Source organism: Roseateles terrae (assembly GCF_014192155.1).
GTDB classification, from domain to species: domain Bacteria; phylum Pseudomonadota; class Gammaproteobacteria; order Burkholderiales; family Burkholderiaceae_C; genus Roseateles; species Roseateles terrae.
On the sequence record NZ_JACHXO010000004.1, the window covers coordinates 261,756 to 279,603 of the forward strand.

General features: G+C 66.3%; 19 protein-coding genes. 2 read left to right on the forward strand and 17 right to left on the reverse strand.

The features are described 5' to 3' along the window. The 7 genes from FHS28_RS13080 to FHS28_RS13110 all read right to left on the reverse strand — a co-directional run bounded on the left by FHS28_RS13080 (position 1) and on the right by FHS28_RS13110 (position 5,920). A complete protein-coding gene (locus tag FHS28_RS13080) occupies positions 1-1,011 on the reverse strand; it encodes an NAD(P)H-dependent glycerol-3-phosphate dehydrogenase (protein WP_088451115.1) in 1,011 nt (336 codons plus the stop codon). Between the two features lie 148 nt (positions 1,012-1,159). Continuing rightward, entirely contained in the window at positions 1,160-1,621 is a 462-nt protein-coding gene (gene secB, locus FHS28_RS13085; protein ID WP_088451117.1) for a protein-export chaperone SecB, read from the reverse strand. A 133-nt stretch (positions 1,622-1,754) separates the two neighbouring features. Beyond that, positions 1,755-2,012 carry a glutaredoxin 3 gene (gene grxC, locus FHS28_RS13090; RefSeq protein ID WP_088451119.1) on the reverse strand — a complete coding sequence of 86 codons (258 nt, stop codon included), beginning with the start codon at positions 2,010-2,012 and terminating at the stop codon, positions 1,755-1,757. Between the two features lie 72 nt (positions 2,013-2,084). After that, on the reverse strand, positions 2,085-2,501 hold the full coding sequence (locus FHS28_RS13095; RefSeq protein ID WP_088451510.1) for a rhodanese-like domain-containing protein: 417 nt from the start codon (positions 2,499-2,501) through the stop codon (positions 2,085-2,087). A gap of 169 nt (positions 2,502-2,670) precedes the next feature. Next, complete coding sequence (locus FHS28_RS24620) at positions 2,671-4,182, reverse strand: methyl-accepting chemotaxis protein (protein ID WP_088451121.1); 1,512 nt, start codon at positions 4,180-4,182, stop codon at positions 2,671-2,673. An 89-nt stretch (positions 4,183-4,271) separates the two neighbouring features. After that, positions 4,272-4,700, reverse strand: coding sequence for a type 2 periplasmic-binding domain-containing protein (locus FHS28_RS13105; RefSeq protein ID WP_246410028.1), 429 nt, complete (start codon positions 4,698-4,700; stop codon positions 4,272-4,274). A gap of 14 nt (positions 4,701-4,714) precedes the next feature. Further along, positions 4,715-5,920, reverse strand: a complete 1,206-nt coding sequence (locus FHS28_RS13110; protein ID WP_088451123.1) for a porin — start codon at positions 5,918-5,920, stop codon at positions 4,715-4,717. A gap of 208 nt (positions 5,921-6,128) precedes the next feature. Here FHS28_RS13110 and gpmA point away from each other — a divergent pair, with 208 nt between their 5' ends. Further along, complete coding sequence (gpmA, locus tag FHS28_RS13115; RefSeq protein ID WP_088451125.1) at positions 6,129-6,872, forward strand: 2,3-diphosphoglycerate-dependent phosphoglycerate mutase; 744 nt, start codon at positions 6,129-6,131, stop codon at positions 6,870-6,872. Between the two features lie 183 nt (positions 6,873-7,055). Here the strand turns inward: gpmA and FHS28_RS13120 are convergent, their stop codons facing one another. From FHS28_RS13120 to FHS28_RS13150, 7 genes are all read right to left on the reverse strand, one after another. Continuing rightward, positions 7,056-7,928 (reverse strand): ribose-phosphate diphosphokinase, encoded by an 873-nt coding sequence (locus tag FHS28_RS13120; protein ID WP_088451127.1) that lies wholly within the window; start codon positions 7,926-7,928, stop codon positions 7,056-7,058. 63 nt (positions 7,929-7,991) lie between these two features. Next, on the reverse strand, positions 7,992-8,756 hold the full coding sequence (locus FHS28_RS13125; RefSeq protein ID WP_088451129.1) for a lysophospholipid acyltransferase family protein: 765 nt from the start codon (positions 8,754-8,756) through the stop codon (positions 7,992-7,994). Next, entirely contained in the window at positions 8,756-10,075 is a 1,320-nt protein-coding gene (locus FHS28_RS13130; protein WP_088451131.1) for a dihydroorotase, read from the reverse strand. The genes FHS28_RS13125 and FHS28_RS13130 overlap by 1 nt, the downstream gene beginning before the upstream one ends. Positions 10,076-10,094: 19 nt before the next feature. Next, positions 10,095-11,057: an aspartate carbamoyltransferase catalytic subunit gene (locus tag FHS28_RS13135; RefSeq protein WP_088451514.1), complete on the reverse strand. Its 963-nt coding sequence runs from the start codon at positions 11,055-11,057 to the stop codon at positions 10,095-10,097. Between the two features lie 2 nt (positions 11,058-11,059). Beyond that, the gene (pyrR, locus tag FHS28_RS13140) at positions 11,060-11,554 is read right to left on the reverse strand and encodes a bifunctional pyr operon transcriptional regulator/uracil phosphoribosyltransferase PyrR (RefSeq protein ID WP_088451133.1); all 495 of its coding nucleotides are present in this window, start codon (positions 11,552-11,554) and stop codon (positions 11,060-11,062) included. Beyond that, positions 11,551-11,955 carry a Holliday junction resolvase RuvX gene (ruvX, locus tag FHS28_RS13145; RefSeq protein ID WP_088451135.1) on the reverse strand — a complete coding sequence of 135 codons (405 nt, stop codon included), beginning with the start codon at positions 11,953-11,955 and terminating at the stop codon, positions 11,551-11,553. The genes pyrR and ruvX overlap by 4 nt, the downstream gene beginning before the upstream one ends. Positions 11,956-12,132: 177 nt before the next feature. Beyond that, positions 12,133-12,711, reverse strand: coding sequence for a YqgE/AlgH family protein (locus tag FHS28_RS13150; RefSeq protein ID WP_088451137.1), 579 nt, complete (start codon positions 12,709-12,711; stop codon positions 12,133-12,135). A gap of 36 nt (positions 12,712-12,747) precedes the next feature. On the opposite strand from FHS28_RS13150, the gene FHS28_RS13155 reads away from it, so the two are divergent. Next, a complete protein-coding gene (locus tag FHS28_RS13155; RefSeq protein WP_088451516.1) occupies positions 12,748-14,325 on the forward strand; it encodes a cryptochrome/photolyase family protein in 1,578 nt (525 codons plus the stop codon). A gap of 108 nt (positions 14,326-14,433) precedes the next feature. Here FHS28_RS13155 and FHS28_RS13160 read toward each other — a convergent pair whose 3' ends face one another. From FHS28_RS13160 to FHS28_RS13170, 3 genes are all read right to left on the reverse strand, one after another. Continuing rightward, a complete protein-coding gene (locus FHS28_RS13160; RefSeq protein WP_088451139.1) occupies positions 14,434-15,318 on the reverse strand; it encodes a diguanylate cyclase domain-containing protein in 885 nt (294 codons plus the stop codon). Positions 15,319-15,536: 218 nt separating this feature from the next. Beyond that, positions 15,537-16,175 carry a response regulator gene (locus FHS28_RS13165; protein WP_088451141.1) on the reverse strand — a complete coding sequence of 213 codons (639 nt, stop codon included), beginning with the start codon at positions 16,173-16,175 and terminating at the stop codon, positions 15,537-15,539. Beyond that, on the reverse strand, positions 16,156-17,613 hold the full coding sequence (locus FHS28_RS13170; RefSeq protein WP_184294745.1) for a CHASE3 domain-containing protein: 1,458 nt from the start codon (positions 17,611-17,613) through the stop codon (positions 16,156-16,158). The genes FHS28_RS13165 and FHS28_RS13170 overlap by 20 nt, the downstream gene beginning before the upstream one ends. Positions 17,614-17,848 lie beyond the last annotated feature (235 nt).

The following is a 17,848-nucleotide window of genomic DNA, read 5'->3' on the forward strand; positions in this document are numbered from 1 at the left end:
TCACCACTCCGATTTGGCCTGCCGTCCCATCAGCGCTTCCATGGCGCCGTGGGTGTCCAGTCGGCCTTCCAGCACGTCCACCACGGCGGCGGTGATGGGCATCTCCACCCCGAGCGACTGCGCCCGCGCCAGCACGGTCGGCGCGCTGTAGACACCTTCGGCCACATGCCCCAACCGCTGCAGGATGGCGGGCAGGTCCAGGCCCTCCGCCAGCAGCAGACCCACGCGCCGATTGCGCGACAGATCGCCAGTGGCGGTCAGCACCAGGTCCCCCAGTCCGGCCAGCCCGAGCAGGGTTTCCGGCGAGGCGCCGAGCGCCAGCGCCAGCCGCTGCATTTCTGCCAGACCGCGAGTGATCAATGCGGCCCGCGCATTCAGCCCCGGCCCCTTGCGGCCCTGCAGGTCCGCAGCCAGCCGCAGGCCATCGGCGATGCCGACGGCAATCGCCATCACATTCTTCACCGCACCGCCGACTTCCACCCCCACCGGATCGGCGGACGAATACACCCGCAGACGTTCGCTGTGGAAGGCGGCCACGCCCAGCTGGGCCAGCTCGGCATGCTCCGAGGCTGACACCAGCGCCGTCGGCTGACCGGCGGCCACTTCCTGGGCAAAGCTGGGTCCGGACAGCACGCCGGTGGCCAGATGCGGCACCACCTCCCGCGCAATCTCATGCCCGAGTTGCCCGGTCCCGGCCTCAAAGCCCTTGCACAGCCACAGGCAGCGCGCCCCGGCGGGCAGCACCGCCAGCATGCTGCGCAGCGCAGCCATTGGCGTGGCGATCACGATCAAGCCGCCCTGCCCGTGGGCGAGCGCCGCGGACAGGTCGCTGCTCAGACGCAGCGATTCGGGCATGGGGGCGTCGGGCAGATAACGGGCATTGCGCCGCTCGGCCTGCATGGTGGCCACACTGGCGGCATCCCGGGCCCACAGCACCACCTCGTGGCGGGCGCAGGCGGCAATGGCGAGGGCGGTGCCCCAGGCGCCGGCACCAAGCACGCTGATCTTCATGTGCGGGACTGGATCGGACATCGATGTCGAGGGAATGACAAAACCCGGTGACAAAACCCGGAAACAAAACCGTGAAACCCACCCTGAATGTGACAACGCCGACCGGGCGGAGGTTCCGCGAGGCCGGCGCTGGTCGGGCAGGAGCGGCTCAGTTGGGAGCGGATTCTCCGCTGGCGCCCATGGCTTGTGCCTGCTGGGCTTCGAACATGGCCTGGAAGTTCACTTCCGTCAGCATCACCGGCGGGAAGCCGGCGCGGGTGCAGACATCGGACACGATGGCGCGCAGATACGGATAGATCATCTGCGGGCAGACGATGGCCAGGATGCCCTCGAGCTGATCCTGCGGCACATTGCGGATCTCGAAGATGCCGGCTTGCTTGGCCTCGATCAGGAACAGGGTCTTGTCCTGCACCGTCGTGGTCACGGTGGCGGTCACGCTCACTTCAAACAGGCCTTCAGCGACCGGTTCAGCGGACAGGGCCAGCTTGATGTCGACTTGCGGCTGCGCCTGCTCCAGAAGGATCTGAGGAGCGTTGGGTTGCTCCAGCGACAGGTCCTTCAGGTACATGCGCTGAATCTGGAACACGGGGGTGCTGTTATCGTCGGCCATGCTTCTTCCAAAAATGGGAAGGCCCGCAGGCGCGGGCCATGAAAAGCATTATGGCACTGCCACCGACCCCAAATGGACGGGGCAGTTCCCAACTTGAAACGAGGCGCGAGCGCCCCATGGCGTAGGGCTCCGGTCAGCCCGCCAGCAGCGGCTGCAACCCACCCTTTTGATCCAACGCGATCAGGTCATCACACCCACCCACATGGGTCTCGCCGATGAAGATCTGAGGCACCGTCCGCCGTCCGGTCAGCTCGATCATTGCGTCCCGCTGCGCCGGATCCAGATCCACGCGAATTTCCTCGATCTGATCCACGCCCCGCTGCTTCAGCAGAGACTTGGCCCGCACACAGTAGGGGCAGACCTGGGTGGTGTACATCTTCACGGCGCGCATCGCCAGTCCTCCAAAAAAGCAACCGAGCCTCCGAAGAGGCTCCACAGCAGCCAACCCGACACAGGAAACCGGTCAGCTCGCGGACTTCTCTACCGGCAAGCTGGCTTCCCGCCAGGCGGTCAGGCCGCCGGCCACGGGCACCACCTGCGTGAAGCCCTGTTGACGAAGGATGCCAGCAGCGCGCTGCGCGCGTGCGCCGGTCTTGCACATCAGCACCAGCGGGAGGGCCTTGTTCGTGGGCAGTTGCTTGATCGGCTCCCCGGTGGTGAGCAGTTTCAGCGGCACATTGCGGGCGCCTACGGCGTGGCCCTGTGCGAATTCTTCCGGCTCGCTCACATCCAGCAGCACGCCCTTTTCACGGTTGATCAGCCGCACGGCCTCCGCCGTCGAAACGCCTGCGGACTTGCCGCGGAAGGTCGTCCACAGCAGCAAGCTGCCGGAAATCACCGCCGTCAGCACCAGATACCAGTTGTCGATCAGGAATTTCAAAGCCAGGCCCAACCAATGAAAAGCGAAGATTATAGGGATCGGCCCATGGAACAACGGGCTCGCCGACCGGTGGCCGGGAGCCCGTTGCAAAGGGAAGTCCACGCGATCGTCCGATCCGGTGCGACCTGAACGGGCCCACCGTCACCAGGCGTGAATCACCCGCGCGACCTCAAAGCCGGAAGGTCGACACCGCCGTCTGCAAGGTGCGGGCCTGCTGCTCCAGGCTGTTCGCCGCCGCAGCGGCTTCTTCCACGAGCGCCGCGTTCTGCTGCGTCATCTGGTCCAGCTGCAGCACCGACTGATTCACCTGCCCGATGCCCTGACTCTGCTCGGCCGAGGCCGCGGTGATCTCGCTGATGATGTCCGACACCCGCTGCACGCTCGCCACGATCTCGTCCATCGTCGCGCCCGCATCCTGCACCAGACGGGAACCGGACTCCACCCGCTCGACGCTGGCGCCGATCAGTGTCTTGATTTCCCGCGCCGCCTCGGCGCTGCGCTGCGCCAGCGACCGCACTTCACCGGCCACCACCGCAAAGCCACGGCCCTGCTCACCGGCCCGGGCGGCTTCCACGGCGGCATTCAGCGCCAGGATGTTGGTCTGGAAAGCGATGCCATCGATCACGCCGATGATGTCGCCGATCTTGCGCGAGCTGGCGGTGATCTCGTCCATGGTCGAGACCACCTGCCCCACCACCTCGCCCCCGCGACGGGCCACCGTCGCGGCCGAGCCGGCCAGCTGATTCGCCTGACTGGCCGCGTCCGCGCTCTGCCGCACGGTCTCGGTCAGCTGCTGCATGTTGGAGGCCGTCTGCTCCAGCGAGCCGGCCTGCTTTTCGGTGCGGGTCGACAGGTCCTGATTGCCCGCCGCGATCTCGCGCGAGGCCACCGTCATCGAATCCGTGCCGTTGCGCACCTCACTCACAATCGCCTTCAGGCCTTGCGCGGTATCGCGCACCGCAGCCAGCAGGCTGTGCTCCGCGCCCGGCGCCACCTGGATCTGCTGCGCCAGATCGCCCTCGGCCATCTGCTGCATCACCTCCCGCGCATATTCGGGTTCGCCACCCAGCTGACGCCAGACGCTGTTGATCAGCAGCCAGGAGCCCAGCCCCAGGCACAGCACCACCACCACGCCGCTCACCACCGTGACCAGCACGCTGGCGGAGACACCCCCCTCGGCCCGGGCCAGGGATGCATCGAAACTGCCTTGCGCATCCTTGCCGGACGATGCCAGCAGATCCGACAGCGCCTTCTGCGCTGCCTGCATCTTGGGAATCGCGCCCGCCTGATCGCCCTGCTTGATGCCGAGGAACAGCTGCGCCGTATCCACCGACGCAGCGTAATACGCTTCGAACGCCTTCTCCAGCTGACCGCCTTCATCGCCGCGGCCCGGAATGGCTTTGATGCCGGTGATCACCTTGCGCATGCTCGTGGCACGCTCGGCCGCTTCATCCAGCCGCTTCTTCTCGCCCTCGGCCACCGCGCTCTGGATGGTGCCGCTCAGGTTCTCCAGTTGCGACGACAGCTGCGTCGTGGCCACCAGATAGGGATAGTCCGCCTGCCCCAACGCCTGAATGGCGCCGGACGTGCGGGTCGAATAGAACAGCACCACGGCAATGCCGACCGCAAAGATCAGTGCGGCCACCACCGGCAACATCGCAATACGTGTCTTGAGCTTCATCTTCTGTCTCCAACACACCGGCAGGCACCGGCCAGAAACGGGCGGTGCCTGCGGGGGTTCACGGATATGTCTACTTGGCGCCAGGCGCCTCAGTCAACGCTCAGAACCACTTTCACCGAGCTGTCCACGGCGGACTTCTCGATATAGCCGATGGCGTCGGGATTGCCGGCCACGAACTTCTTCACGTCGGCCGAGCTGCCCATTTCCTTGGGCGGCGTGCCCTTGCCGGAGAACACCAGACGCGACCAGGCCGCCTTCACCTGGGCCGACGACTTGCCGGTGGCCTTGGTGTAGAAGGTGTCACGGGCGCCGGCGCTTTCCGGCAGGTCCACCGCCACGGCGGCGTTGCCGTTGGGCAGCGCATTGCTCTTGCCCAGGAAGATCGATGCCACCTGGTCCGCGGTCATGCTGGACACGGCGCTCTTGGGATTCACCACCACGGCCACCTGCGCCTGAGCCGCCACAGCGGCCACCAGCAGGGCGGCGCCCACCACCATCTTGTTCATCTTGAATTGCATCTGAACCTCGCCGCTTAGAACACGAAATCAACTGCCAGGCTGTACACACCCACGCGCTGGTTGGCGAAACCAGGCTGCGGGTTGTAGAACTGGCCCGCACCGGTCGTCTTGATGCTGTCGTACTGGGCCTTCACGGCGATGTTGCGCATGGCGTCCCAGCGCATGCCCAGGGCGATGGTCTTCTGCGGCGTGCTTTGCGAAGCGGCCACGGCGTCCACCGTCGAATGAAGCACCGAAGGCGCCGGCACCGTGTTGTTCACGTTCAGGCTGTCGGTCTTCTGCTGCGACAGCGTCGCATACGGGGTGAACTTGCCGATGCGATAGCCCAGCGTCGTGTACCAGGCGGTCGTGTCCGGAATGAAGGTGTTGTTGTTGCGCTTGGTGTACTCCGCAGCCGCCACCCAGTTGCCCACGTCATAGGTCAGGCCGACGCTGGTGAAGGACGCATCCTTGCCGTTGGGGTCGAGCTGGTCGCCGATGCTGGCGTAAGGCGTTGCGCGCAGCTGGGCCACGAAGGCGTTCAGGCTGGCGTTGTGGACCGTCACCTTGCCGATCACATGGCCGAGGCGCAGCGTCAGGCCGTCCGTCAGCTCCGCCGAGGCGTTCAGGCCGACCATGTCCTTCAGGTCCAGCTTCACGCGGCGCACATACGACGAGCTCTGACCGGCGAAACCGCCGACCGTCACCGAATGGCCGGCGACTTGCGTCGTCCAGTTCACATCGGCACCGTCGAAGTGGCTGATCGGCACCTGGCCGTACACATCGATCGGCGGACGCAGCCAGGTGTTGGCATAACCCACATCACGGAAATCAGACACGGCAAAGAACGGCGCGCCCATGCGGCCCAGACGGAAGGCCAGGCCCGGCGTGGCCTGGTACTTGCCGAAGGCCCATTCGACCTGCGGCGTCCAGTTGCCCTTGCCGCTCTGCTTGGTCAGCACCTGCACCGTGGCGGAGAACTGCGAATTGAATTTGGCGGCGCCTTGCACGCCGAGCTTGGTGTCGACGTCGGCGCTGAAGGACTTGTCGGCGCCATGCGTCTGACCAGGGATGACGTACTGGGCGCCGTCCTTGGAGGTGCCCACCACGCCGACCGTCCCGAAACCGGACAGCGAGAACATCGAGTCCTGTTGCGCCTGCGCCTGGGCCCCCAGGGCTACTACAGCCAGTGCTGCACCCAGCGCCATCGGCGTCAGACGCGCCATCTTCACAACCATCATGGAGGAACTCCTCATTCTTCGTTAACAACTACACCGACCGATTCGCCCCGGGCCCGTCGCCGCGACCCCTGGCGGGGCCCGTGGCGGGCATTCGTCCGACGCGAACTGTTGTCGGTCACTTCACAAACCGTCTTGATCCCGCAGCCCTGGGGGCTGCCTCTAGAATCCGCGCAGCCCGCCGGAGACCGGCAAAACATCACAGATCCACATGTACAAGCTCGTACTCATTCGCCACGGCGAATCCACCTGGAACCTCGAAAACCGATTCACCGGCTGGACCGACGTGGATCTGACCCCCACCGGCGTGGCGCAGGCCCAGCAGGCCGGCCGGCTGCTCAAGGAAGCCGGTCTGGACTTCGACGTCGCCCACACCTCGGTCCTCAAGCGCGCCATCTGGACCCTGTGGCACTGCCTGGATCAGATGGACCGCCAGTGGCTGCCGGTGCGTCACAGCTGGCGCCTGAATGAGCGCCACTACGGCGCCCTGCAGGGCCTGAACAAGGCCGACATGGCCAAGCAATACGGTGACGAGCAGGTGCTGGTCTGGCGCCGGAGCTACGACACCCCGCCGCCGGCCCTCGAAGCCTCCGATCCGCGCAGTGAGCGCAGCGATGTCCGGTATGCCGGACTGGAGCCTTCTCAGATTCCGCTGACCGAATGCCTCAAAGACACGGTGGCGCGGGTGCTTCCCTACTGGAATGAACAAGTCGCTCCCGCGATTTTGTCTGGTAAGCGAGTGTTAATCACAGCCCACGGCAACAGTATCCGGGCCCTCGTGAAATATTTGGACAACATTGCCGACGATAAGATCGTTGGCGTGAATATTCCCAACGGCATTCCTCTCGTCTACGAGCTGGACGCGAATTTGAAGCCGATCAAGAGTTATTACCTGGGCGACGCGGAAGCCGCTGCCAAGGCCGCTGCGGCGGTCGCGAGCCAGGGCAAGGCTTGAGACGGACAGAACGTCCGTCACCTTGGTGACAGGAATCGCTGAAATATAAAGAGTCAGCCCTCCAAATACGAAACCCCGCCATAGCGGGGTTTTTTATTGGAAGGAATTCGTATGACTTTAGAAAGCTGACTCGTTAATTATTGGCATTCGAACGCGGTGTGAATAATCGCCGCCGGTATTCATTCACGCCCTTTGCAATGAATGCGCTACCAGTTTGGCAATGCACACCGAATTGCTGGCATGCGGCACGGCGTTGCTGCTCCATACGTGACGGACGCCAGCCGCCTGCAGGGCCGGCAGCGCATCGCCGTTGAACAGCGCATGGGTCACGGCCACATCCACACTGATGGCGCCCCGTGCCAGCGCTTCGCGCGCCGCCCCCATCAGGGTGCGGCCGGTGGAAGCCATGTCGTCCAGCAGCACCACGGGGCGACCCGCCACGTCCACCTCGGGGAACGCCAGTTGCACCTGGGTATCCCCATGGCGCACCTTGCGGCCGATGGCATGGTCCAGCGCGCCCGCCGCTGCCGCATCGGCCACCCATTGGCCCGATTCTTCATCCGGCCCCACCAGCACCGCTCCAGGCACTTCTGCGGCGATCCAGCCTCCCAGCAGCCCGGCGGCTGACAGGGACACGCCCACGCCGGCGGGCATCACCTCGTCCAGGCTGCTGATGCGATGCAGATGCGGATCCACCGTCACCACCCGGTCGAACTGCGTCGCCAGCAAGGCGGCGATATGCCGCTGGCTGACGGCTTCACCGGGGGTGAATTCCATGTCCTGCCGCATGTAGGCGAGGTACGGCGCCACCAGGGTCAGCCGGCGCGCGCCCCAGCTGCGGGCGGCCGGCGCCGCGATCAAAAGCTCCACCAGCCGGTCATTGGGCTGATGCTGGAGCCCGCGCAGCACCACCACCTCGGCGGGCAGCGGCTTGGGCAGCACCAGGCGGAGTTCGCCGTCGGGGAAGCGATGCCGCTGGATCAGGTTCAGCGGGCAGCCCAGTTCTGCAGCCAGTCGTCCGGCCAGCAGGGCCTCGTCTTCAAATGCCAGGAGCATGGGAGACCTTTCAAAAGCGACGCGGCGCCGACGCAACAGCAGTCGGTGGCCGATGCGGCCATCTCAGGCCGCGGACCCATCCCGTGGCGGCAGCGGTGGCGGCAGCGCCGCCGACAGCCGCTCGCTCAACAGCTCGGCCAGGGCCCGGCGTTCCTGGCCCTGGGTCTCGATCAAGGGCAAGCGCTCGACCCGCACCGACAGGTCGCGGGCGGTCAGGATGCGCCAGAGGCTGGCCATCAAGGTCATCTGCCCGATGAACTGCGCATCTTCACTGTAGGTCTTGCCCGGCTGATGCCAGCGCAGCACCACCGGCTGCACCGGCGCCCCCACGCTGATGGCGGCCTGCAGCAGATTGGCGTGGATGGGCAGCAGCGGATAACCGGGCCCGGTGGTGCCCTCAGGAAACACCGCCACCGTATCGCCATCCTGAAGTGCTTCGGCGGTGCGGTGAACCACTCGCAGCGCGTCGCGTTTGCTGGCCCGCTCGATGTAGAGCGTGCCCACGGCGGTGGCCAGGCCACCGACCACCGGCCAGTGCTGGATGTCCGACTTGGACACGAACCGTGCCTCCGGCATCACCGCATGCATCGCGGCGATGTCCAGCCAGGACACGTGATTGGCAGTGATCAGCCGCGCGGTGGTGGGCGCCGGTCCCAGGGCCTCGATCTTCACCCCCAGGGCGCGCAACATCTTGGCCGACCACCAGCCCACCGTGGCGTGGCGTTGATCCGGGGTGAGCCGCTGCCACCGGACGTTCACAATCCACAGACCGTGCATCAAATGCGTCAGCATCCGGACCACGCGTCCGGCGGCCACCAGCGGGCGCATCAGGCGGCTTCCGTCACCAGCGACTCATACGCCACGGTGCCCGCTACCAAAGTGAAGCGGACCAGCCCGGGCAGTTCGAAGCCGGTGATGTCGAAGGCAAACGGGGTGTGCTTGCCCTGGCTGACCAGACGCTCGGCGGTCACCGCGCCGGAGGCTTCCGGATCGAAGACGCAGACGTCGGCGACGCCGCCTTCCACCAGCCGACCGGCGCTGGCCGAGAGCGATCCCAGCGCACCGCCCAGGACCTTGACCGGACGCGCGGTGATCACGTCCAGCGCGCGCGACATCGGCAGGCCGTCGTCCTGGGCCCAGCGCAGCGCCAGGCTCAGCAGCAGCTCCAGGCCGGTGGCGCCGGGGGTGGCTTCGGCGAAAGGCAGATGCTTCTCGTCGGTGGAGACCGGGTTGTGGTCGCTCACCAGGGCGTCCAGGGTGCCGTCGGCCAGACCCTGGCGCAGGGCATCGCGGTCGCGCTGCTGGCGCAGCGGGGGCTGCAGGCGGAAGGCCGGGTTGAAGTAGCCGATGTCCACATCGGTCAGATGCAGCGAATTGATCGACACATCGGCCGTCACCGGCAGGCCTTCCTGTTTGGCGCGACGGACCAGATCCACACCCGCAGCGCTGCTGATGCGGCACAGATGCACCCGCGCGCCGGTGGCCCGCACCAGTTCCAGGATGGTGTGCAGTGCGACGGTCTCGGCCGCGACCGGCTCGCCGGACAGGCCCAGCCGGGTCGCGACGGCGCCGCTGGCAGCCACACCGCCACTCAGCCACGGGTCGCGCGGATGCAGCCAGAGGGCATAACCGAAGCTGGCTGCGTACTGCATGGCGCGCTGCATCGTCAGCGTATTGCGGATCGGCTCGTTGGCCTGCGAGAAGCCGACACAGCCGGCTTCGGTCAGCTCGGCCATCTCGGTCAGCGTCTCGCCGGCCAGGCCGCGGGTGATGGCACCGAGCGGGAACAGGCGGCAGCGGCTGAGCTTGCGGGCGCGGAACTTGAGCATCTCCACCAGGCCGGGCTCGTCCAGTGCCGGGTCGGTGTCGGGCGGGCAGACGAGGCTGGTCACACCACCGGCGGCGGCGGCGGCCAGTTCGCTTTCCAGCAGACCTTCATGTTCATGGCCGGGTTCGCGCAGGCGGGCGGCCAGGTCCACCAGGCCGGGGGCCACGACCAGGCCGGTCGCGTCGATGGTGCGTTCGGCGGTGAAATCACCCACCTGCCCCGCGCCGACGATGCGGCCGGAGGCGATGGCGAGGTCCCCGGTCTGGTCCAGGCCCGAGGCGGGGTCCAGCAGGCGTCCGTTCTGAATCAGGATCTTCATACAGTGCTCCAGCCTTTGTTCAGGCCTCGTTGCCGGCCAGGATCGACATCACGGCCATCCGCACGGCGATGCCGAAGGTGACCTGCGGCAGGATGACGCTGTGCTGGCCATCGGCCACGCTCGAGGAGATTTCGACGCCGCGGTTGATGGGGCCCGGGTGCATCACGATGGCATCCGGCTTGGCCAGTGCCAGCTTGTCGGGGGTCAGGCCGAAACTCTTGAAGTATTCCCCGGCGCTGGGCAGCATGGCGCCGCTCATGCGCTCGTTCTGCAGGCGTAGCATGATGATGACGTCGGCATCGCGCACGCCTTCGGCCATGTCGTGGCAGACGCGCACGCCCATGTCCTTCAGATCGCCGGGCACCAGCGTCTTGGGGCCGACGGCGCGGATCTCGGGCACACCCAGGATGTTGAGCGCATGGATGTCGGAGCGGGCGACTCGCGAGTGGACGATGTCGCCGACGATGGCCACGGTCAGCTGGGTGAAGTCCTTCTTGTAGTGGCGGATGGTGTACATGTCCAGCAGCCCCTGGGTGGGGTGGGCATGGCGGCCGTCACCGGCGTTGACCACGTGCACGTGGGGGGCGCAATGCTGGGCGATCAGGTAGGGGGCGCCGGACTCGCTGTGGCGCACCACGAACATGTCGGCATGCATGGCGGAGAGGTTGGCCACCGTGTCCAGCAGGGTTTCGCCCTTGGCGGTGCTGGAGCGGGCGATGTCCAGGTTGATCACGTCGGCGGACAGGCGCTTGGCGGCGATCTCGAAGGTGGTGCGGGTACGGGTGCTGTTCTCGAAGAACAGGTTGAACACCGACTTGCCGCGCAGCAGCGGGACCTTTTTCACTTCACGGTCGTTGACCGAGAGGAAGGTGCCAGCGGTATCGAGGATCTGATGGATGACCGCGCGGGGCAGCCCCTCGGTGGAGAGCAGGTGGACCAGCTCGCCGTGCTTGTTCAGTTGGGGGTTTCGTTTACTCAGCATGGTCATTTCACGTCAAAGCTGAACCGGCCGTCGGCGTCCTTGGCCAGGCGCAGGCGCTGCTCGGGGGCGAGGGCGACGCGGGCGGCGGAGAACGCGGGTTCGATCGGCAGCTGGCGGCCGCCGCGGTCCACCAGCACGGCCAGGGTGACGCTGGCTGGGCGGCCGAAGTCGAACAGTTCGTTGATCACGGCGCGGGTGGTGCGGCCGGTGTAGAGCACGTCGTCGATCAGCAGCACGTGGCGGTCGTTGATATCGAAGGGCAGGCGTGTGTGGTCGGTGGTCGCGCTCATGCCTTTGGAGCCGAAGTCATCGCGATGCAGGGCGCTGGAGATCACGCCGTGCTGGCCGTCGAGGTGCAGGTCTTGTTGCAGGCGTTCGGCGAGCCAGGCGCCGCCGGACCAGATGCCGACGAGGGCGGTCTGGGGGTGCAGCAGGCGCTGCACGCCGCGGCGCAGGTCTGCGTAGAGGGCTTCTGCGTCGAGATGGAGGGTGCTCATGAAGTTTCCCGGAAGTATTGTTCGAGGATCAAGGCGGCGCTGGCCGCATCCAGGTCGCGGGCGCCTTGGGACTGTGCTTCGGCGCTGGTGTAGCGCTCATCCACTTCCAGCACCGGCAACTTGAAGCGTCCGCGCAGCTGTCCCACAAATTTGAGGGCCCGCTGCGTCATCTCATGGGGCTGCCCATCGGGATGCCGTGGCACGCCGACGACCAGTGCTTCCGGCTGCCATTCCTCGATCAGCTTGCCGATGGTCGCGAACCGCGCGTCGCCCAGCTCCGTGATCGTCCGCAGTCCCCGCGCACTACCCAGCATCCGATTGCCACTGGCCACTCCAACGCGCTTCGTCCCAAAGTCAAATCCTAGAACCTGCACTGGTGCCGACACCCTGCTCTCACCCATCACACCCACCCCTCCCAACAAAGAGCCCCGGCGCTTCGCGCCCGGGGCCCAACCCAGCCACGCCCGCGGAACTGGCTTTGCCAGGCCGCTGGGCGGCGCCCCTTGGGGGCAGGAGCAAAGCGACTGGGGGGCCCAATCCAGCGCCCCTTGGGGGCAGGAGCAAAGCGACTGGGGGGCTCATCCATGCCCAGCTTCGGGAGAGAGCATTCGGGGATCGATGCCGAGCAGCGCAAGCGCCTTCTCGTAGCGTTCCTCGATCGGCGTCTCGAAAATGATCTCCGGCGTCGCATTCACCGTGATCCACCCATTGCGCCCCAGCTCTTCTTCCAGCTGTCCGGCGGCCCATCCGCTGTAGCCCAGCGTGATCAGCACCCGCTTCGGTCCGGCGCCATGGGAGAGCGCTTCCAGCACATCCCGGCTGGTCGTCATCTCCAGCCCGCCGGGCACGGCCAACGTGGCGTTGTAGTGGTTGCCCTTCTCGTCCAGCGGCTCATGCAGCACGAAGCCACGCTCCGTCTGCACAGGCCCGCCATAGAACACCGGCCGGGCCGCCAGGTCTTCATCCGGCAGTTCCAGTTCGACCTTCTCGAACAGGTTGCCCAGGGTCAGGGAAATGGGTTTGTTGATGACCAATCCCAGGGCACCCTTCTCGTTATGCTCGCACAGGTAGACCACTGACCCGGCAAAGGTCTCGTCCACCATGCCCGGCATGGCGATCAGGAACTGGTTGGTCAGATCGATGCGGTCCTTGGACATGCGGGCATTCTATTTCACCGACACTCCCCGTCCATGATGAACGCCTCCCCGACCGGCGGCACCTCCGCCGTCCCTGATCCGGACACCGCCCTGGTCTGGTTCCGCCGCGACCTGCGCGCGGACGACCATGCGGCCCTCTATCACGCCCTCAAACGTCACCGCCGGGTGTACTGCGCCTTTGTGCTGGACACCGACATCCTGGAGGCGCTGCCCCGGGCGGACCGCCGTGTCGCCTTCATCCTGGACGCGCTGCGGGTGCTGGATGCCGATCTGGCCCGTCTGTCCGACGGCGCCGGTCTGCTGGTGCGCCACGGCCAGGCGTTGCAGGAAATTCCTGCGCTGGTGGCGGCGCTTGGCGCCGGTGCGCTCTATTTCAATCATGATGACGAGCCGCAGGCGCTGGAGCGGGATGCCGCCGTCGGCGACGCCCTGCTGGCGCGCGGCGTGGCGGTGCAGAGCTTCAAGGACCATGTGATCTTCGAGCGCTCGGAGATCCTCACCGGCAGCCAGCAGCCTTACGGGGTCTTCACGCCTTACAAGAACAACTGGCTCAAGACGGTCAATGCGTTCTACCTGAGCGCCTATCCGGTGCATCGTTATGCCGGTCATCTCGCAACGGATGCCGCCCGAATCCCCGTCCAGATTCCCGACCAGACGCCACCCCGGATGTCCGCCAACGCCGCCACCCAGGGCCGCGCTCACCGCATCCCGACGCTGGCCGACATCGGCTTCGAGCCGGTCAAGGTCAATCCGATGCTGATGGACGGCAGCGACGGCGCCCAGCGCCTCTTCAAGGAATTCCTGACCCGCATCGACCGCTACGACGAGACCCGCGACTTCCCTGCGGTCAAGGGTCCCAGCTACCTGAGCGTGCATCTGCGCTTTGGCACCCTGTCCATCCGGCAGCTCGCCCGGGAGGCGCATGCCCGCGCCATGCAGGGCAACGCGGGCGCGCAGACCTGGCTGTCGGAGCTGGTCTGGCGCGATTTCTATCATCAGGTGATGCACCACCATCCGCATGTGGTGACGAGTGCCTACCGTCCCGAGTACGACCGCATCCAGTGGGCCAGCGGCCCGGACGCCGACGAGATGTTCCAGGCCTGGTGTGAAGGCCGGACCGGCTACCCCATCGTGGATGCCGCCATGACCCAGCTCAACGAGACCGGCTACATGCACAACCGCCTGCGCATGGTCACTGCCAGCTTCCTGATCAAGGACCTGGGCATCGACTGGCGCCGGGGCGAGCGCTATTTTGCGCAGCAGCTGCTGGACTACGACCTGGCCGCCAACAACGGGGGCTGGCAATGGGCGGCCTCAAGCGGCTGCGATGCGCAGCCCTACTTCCGCATCTTCAATCCGGTGAGCCAGAGCGAGAAGTTCGATGCCGACGGCAAGTTCATCAAGCGCTATCTGCCGGCGCTCGAGAAGCTGCCGCCGAAGCTGATCCATGCGCCGTGGACGGCGCGACCGGTGGAACTGCAGGCTTGCGGCGTGACGCTGGGGGAGAACTATCCGGCGCCGATCATCCGGCACGAGGTGGCTCGCATGGCCACGCTGGACCGGTATTCGGTGGTCAAGGACAGGAAGCTGCCGGCCGGCGCGGCGCAGGCCTGACACGCCTGGCGCTGCTCAGTGCTACCAAGCGGTGCTGCTCGGCGCTGCCGGTCGATGCTCAGCGCGGCGCGCTGATGCTCGGCGCGGCGCAGGAGGCGCCCCCGCGCGTCAGTGCACCACCGCGCTGCCATCCGCCGGCAGCGATTCCCCATGCGCGCGTGACTCAGCGAGATTCAGCAGGCCTCGCGCGCTGATGGCGTCACGCGGATAGACCGCCACGCCGACCGAGCAGTGCAGCATCAACGGCCGCCCGGCCAGCTGGAAAGGCTGGCTGAGCGACTCGGTCAGCCGGCGGGCCAGCGCATCTGCCTCGGAGGCGCTGGCCACGCGCGACACCACCAGCGCAAACTGCTCATCCGCATGGCGGGCCAGCAGGTCCGATTCGCCGGTGCAGGCTTTCAAGCGCTGCCCCAGTTCCACCAGCATCGGCGCCGTTGCCGCCGGCCCATGCGACAGCAGCAGGGACTGCAGCCCCCGCAGCACCACCACCACGACGACCACCGGCTGGGCGTCCACCCGCAGCACGCGCAGCACCTGGTCGAGCCGCTCCAGCAGGGCGACCTGCCCCAGCAGCCCGGTGACCGTATCGCGCAGCAGCGGCGACATCCGTGTCTGACGTCCCGCGGCCCGTTCACTCTGCATCAGCTCGTCCAAATCACTGAACAGCGTCTCCATGCCCGAGCCCTTGTCGTAGAACCCATCGGCGCCGGCCTTGATGCACAGGTCGCGGTACAGCTCGGCCGACTGCTGGCTCAGCATCAGGATGCGACCCTTGTAGCCACGGCGGCGCAGCTCCCGCAGCACATCCAGCCCGGTACCGATGGCCAGATTCATGTCGAGCAGCACGGTGGCCGGCTGCAGCCAGTCGATCAGGGCGATCGCCTGCGGGGCGCCCTCGGCTTCCCCGATGACCCGTGCGCCAGGCAGGGTGTCCAGACGGGCAGCCAACAGGCGACGAATGGCTGCGGAGTCCTCGACGAGGAAGATATCCATGGGACGCTTTCTTGAGATGCCGTCCCTCGTTGGGCGGCTTGGGCCGTATCTTGGGCCCGCCGCGTGACCGCGGTGAGAAGCGTGCCGCGCAAGCCGCTGTCCGGTGGCTGCCTGAGGACTTGTACTGAAATTACCTACACGTTCTGGACAGCGGTATCCGTGTGACAAAGCTGTCGCCAGGGCCCTGTGCGGACGACATCCCGGCCGTCAGTGCGCGGTCACAGGGCGTCCGTCAGACCGTGCTGGAGGCAGTATTTGGTCAGCTCGGTGTTGTTACGCCAGCCCGTCTTTTCCAGGATGCGGGCGCGATAGGTGCCCACCGTCTTGGCCGACAGGTGCATGGTGTCGGCGATCTCGGCCGGGGTCTTGCCGGCGGCGATCAGCAGCATCACCCGATGCTCCTGCGCCGAGAGCTGCTCATGCGGCAGCTGATTGGGTGCATGGCCGCTGAGCAGGCCCAGCAGATGATCGGCCATGGCGGCGGTCACATACCGGCCGCCGGCGAGCAGCCGCTGCAGGGCCTGGACCAGCTCATCGGTGGCCTTGTCCTTGGGCAGGTAGCCGGAGACGCCCATCTGCAGCAGACGGGCCGCATAGGCGGACTCGGCATTCAGGCTGAGCACCAGCACCGGCACGTTCTTGATGGCACGCAGGATGCGGCTGGCGCCTTCGGTGCCGCTGGCATCAGGCAGGGAGAGATCCAGCACGATGGCCGAGGGCAGCTCGGCCTGGCCAAGTCGCAGTGCTTCCGCAATGGTGGAGGCCTCATCGATCTGCGCATCCGGCCAATGGGAATGGATCAGCTGCTTGACCCCCAGCCGCATGATCGGATGGTCATCAACGATCAGAAACCTCATCCCAACCCTCCTCGCTTTCGATGGCACCCGAACTGGAATCCGCGCCGCTCCTCGATGCGGCTCCCGCCGAGGTCGAGCTCGGCACGGCCACTTTCATCGGCACACGGACTTCCACCCTCGTCCCCTGCCCGGGGGCGGGCCCGAAACGCATCTCGCCCCCCGCCAGCACGGCACGCTCTCGCATGTTTCTCAATCCTGACGCATCGGCCCGGACATGTCCGGGACCAACACCATCATCCTGGATTCTCAGGCAATAGTCGCCCCCTTCCAGGCGTGACTCGATGGCCAGGTGCTGCGCCTGCGCATGACGCAGCACATTGGTGGCCGCTTCCTGCATCAGACGGAAGAGCTGGTTGTGCTGCTCGGCATCCAGGCCTTCGTCCGAAGCGAGGTCCAGGGACACGACCAGCCCCGACTGTCGCTCCAGCCCCTGGGCGTAATGCTGCACCGCGGCAGAGAAGCCGAAGTCGTCCAGCAGCGGCGGACGCAAGGTCGAGGCGATGCGGCGGGCCGCGCCGATCACGTCGTCGGCAATGCCCAGCAGTTCCTCCAGCATCGGCTCGCGCTGAGGCGCCAGCTTGCGGGTCAGCGACATGACCAGCATCTTGCTGGCGGTGCCCAGTTGCCCGAGCTGGTCGTGGACTTCCCGGGCCAAGCGGCGGCGCTCGCCTTCCACGCTGCGGTCGAGTTCTGCAGCAAAGCTCTGAATACGGTCGAGCGCTTCGCGCAGCGCCTGGGTGCGCTGGTCCACCACCGTCTCCAGCTGCGCATGGCTGTCGCGCAGGGCGACCTCCGCGTCATCGCGGCGCTTGCGCTCAGCCCACAAAGCCACCAACGCTGCGGCGACCAGCGCGCCCCCCACCAGCGGGAAGATCTGGGCCAGACGGGTGGTCTGCTCCTGCTGATCCCGCACTTCCGTTTCGATGTCGTTGATGCGCTGCTGCTGCAGGGCATCGAGACGGTCCAACTCGCCACGAATCTCGTCCATCAGCTGTTTGCCGGCCACCCAGGCCTGCACATTGCGAATGGCCGCCTCCCCCAACTTCCAGCGGCTGTCCACGTTCTGGGCCAGTTGCACCCGGCGGTCGGCAATGAGACGGTCCAGACGCGCAATGGCCGCGTCCTGTGGATCGCCGGAGCGTTGCAGCGCCAACTTCAATTCGCCATAACGCGGATCGAGTTCCCGCAAGCCATGGTCATAGGGCTGCAGAAAACTGGCATCCCCCGTCATGAGGAAACCGCGCTGACCGGTTTCCAGGTCCACCAGCAAATGATTGAAACGACTGATCAGGACCTGCGTCGTGAATGCATGCGCGCGGACGTTCTCCAGACGCGTCAATTCGCCCAGGCTTCGGTATTCGCCATAGGCGGTGACCACGAATGCCACGCAACCGGCCAGCAACAGGCCGGCGGCCACAGGGAAACTCAAAATGCGCATGCAGGTGAAGGCCTGTAGGCCGGCTTGGTCTGTCCCGTGGTCATTGCCTTGCGCGATTGCTCGCGATGACATCGGCTGAATGACCACCCCTTCGCGTCAGACGCGCAGGCCCCACCCTAGAGGCGGGCGTAAAGAAATGCAACCCCGGCGTCGACCGCAATCAGCTTGAATGAGACGGGAACGGGGCGGCCCGCGTCGTCGGACAGTGTCCGGCACGCGGACGCACTAAGAGGTG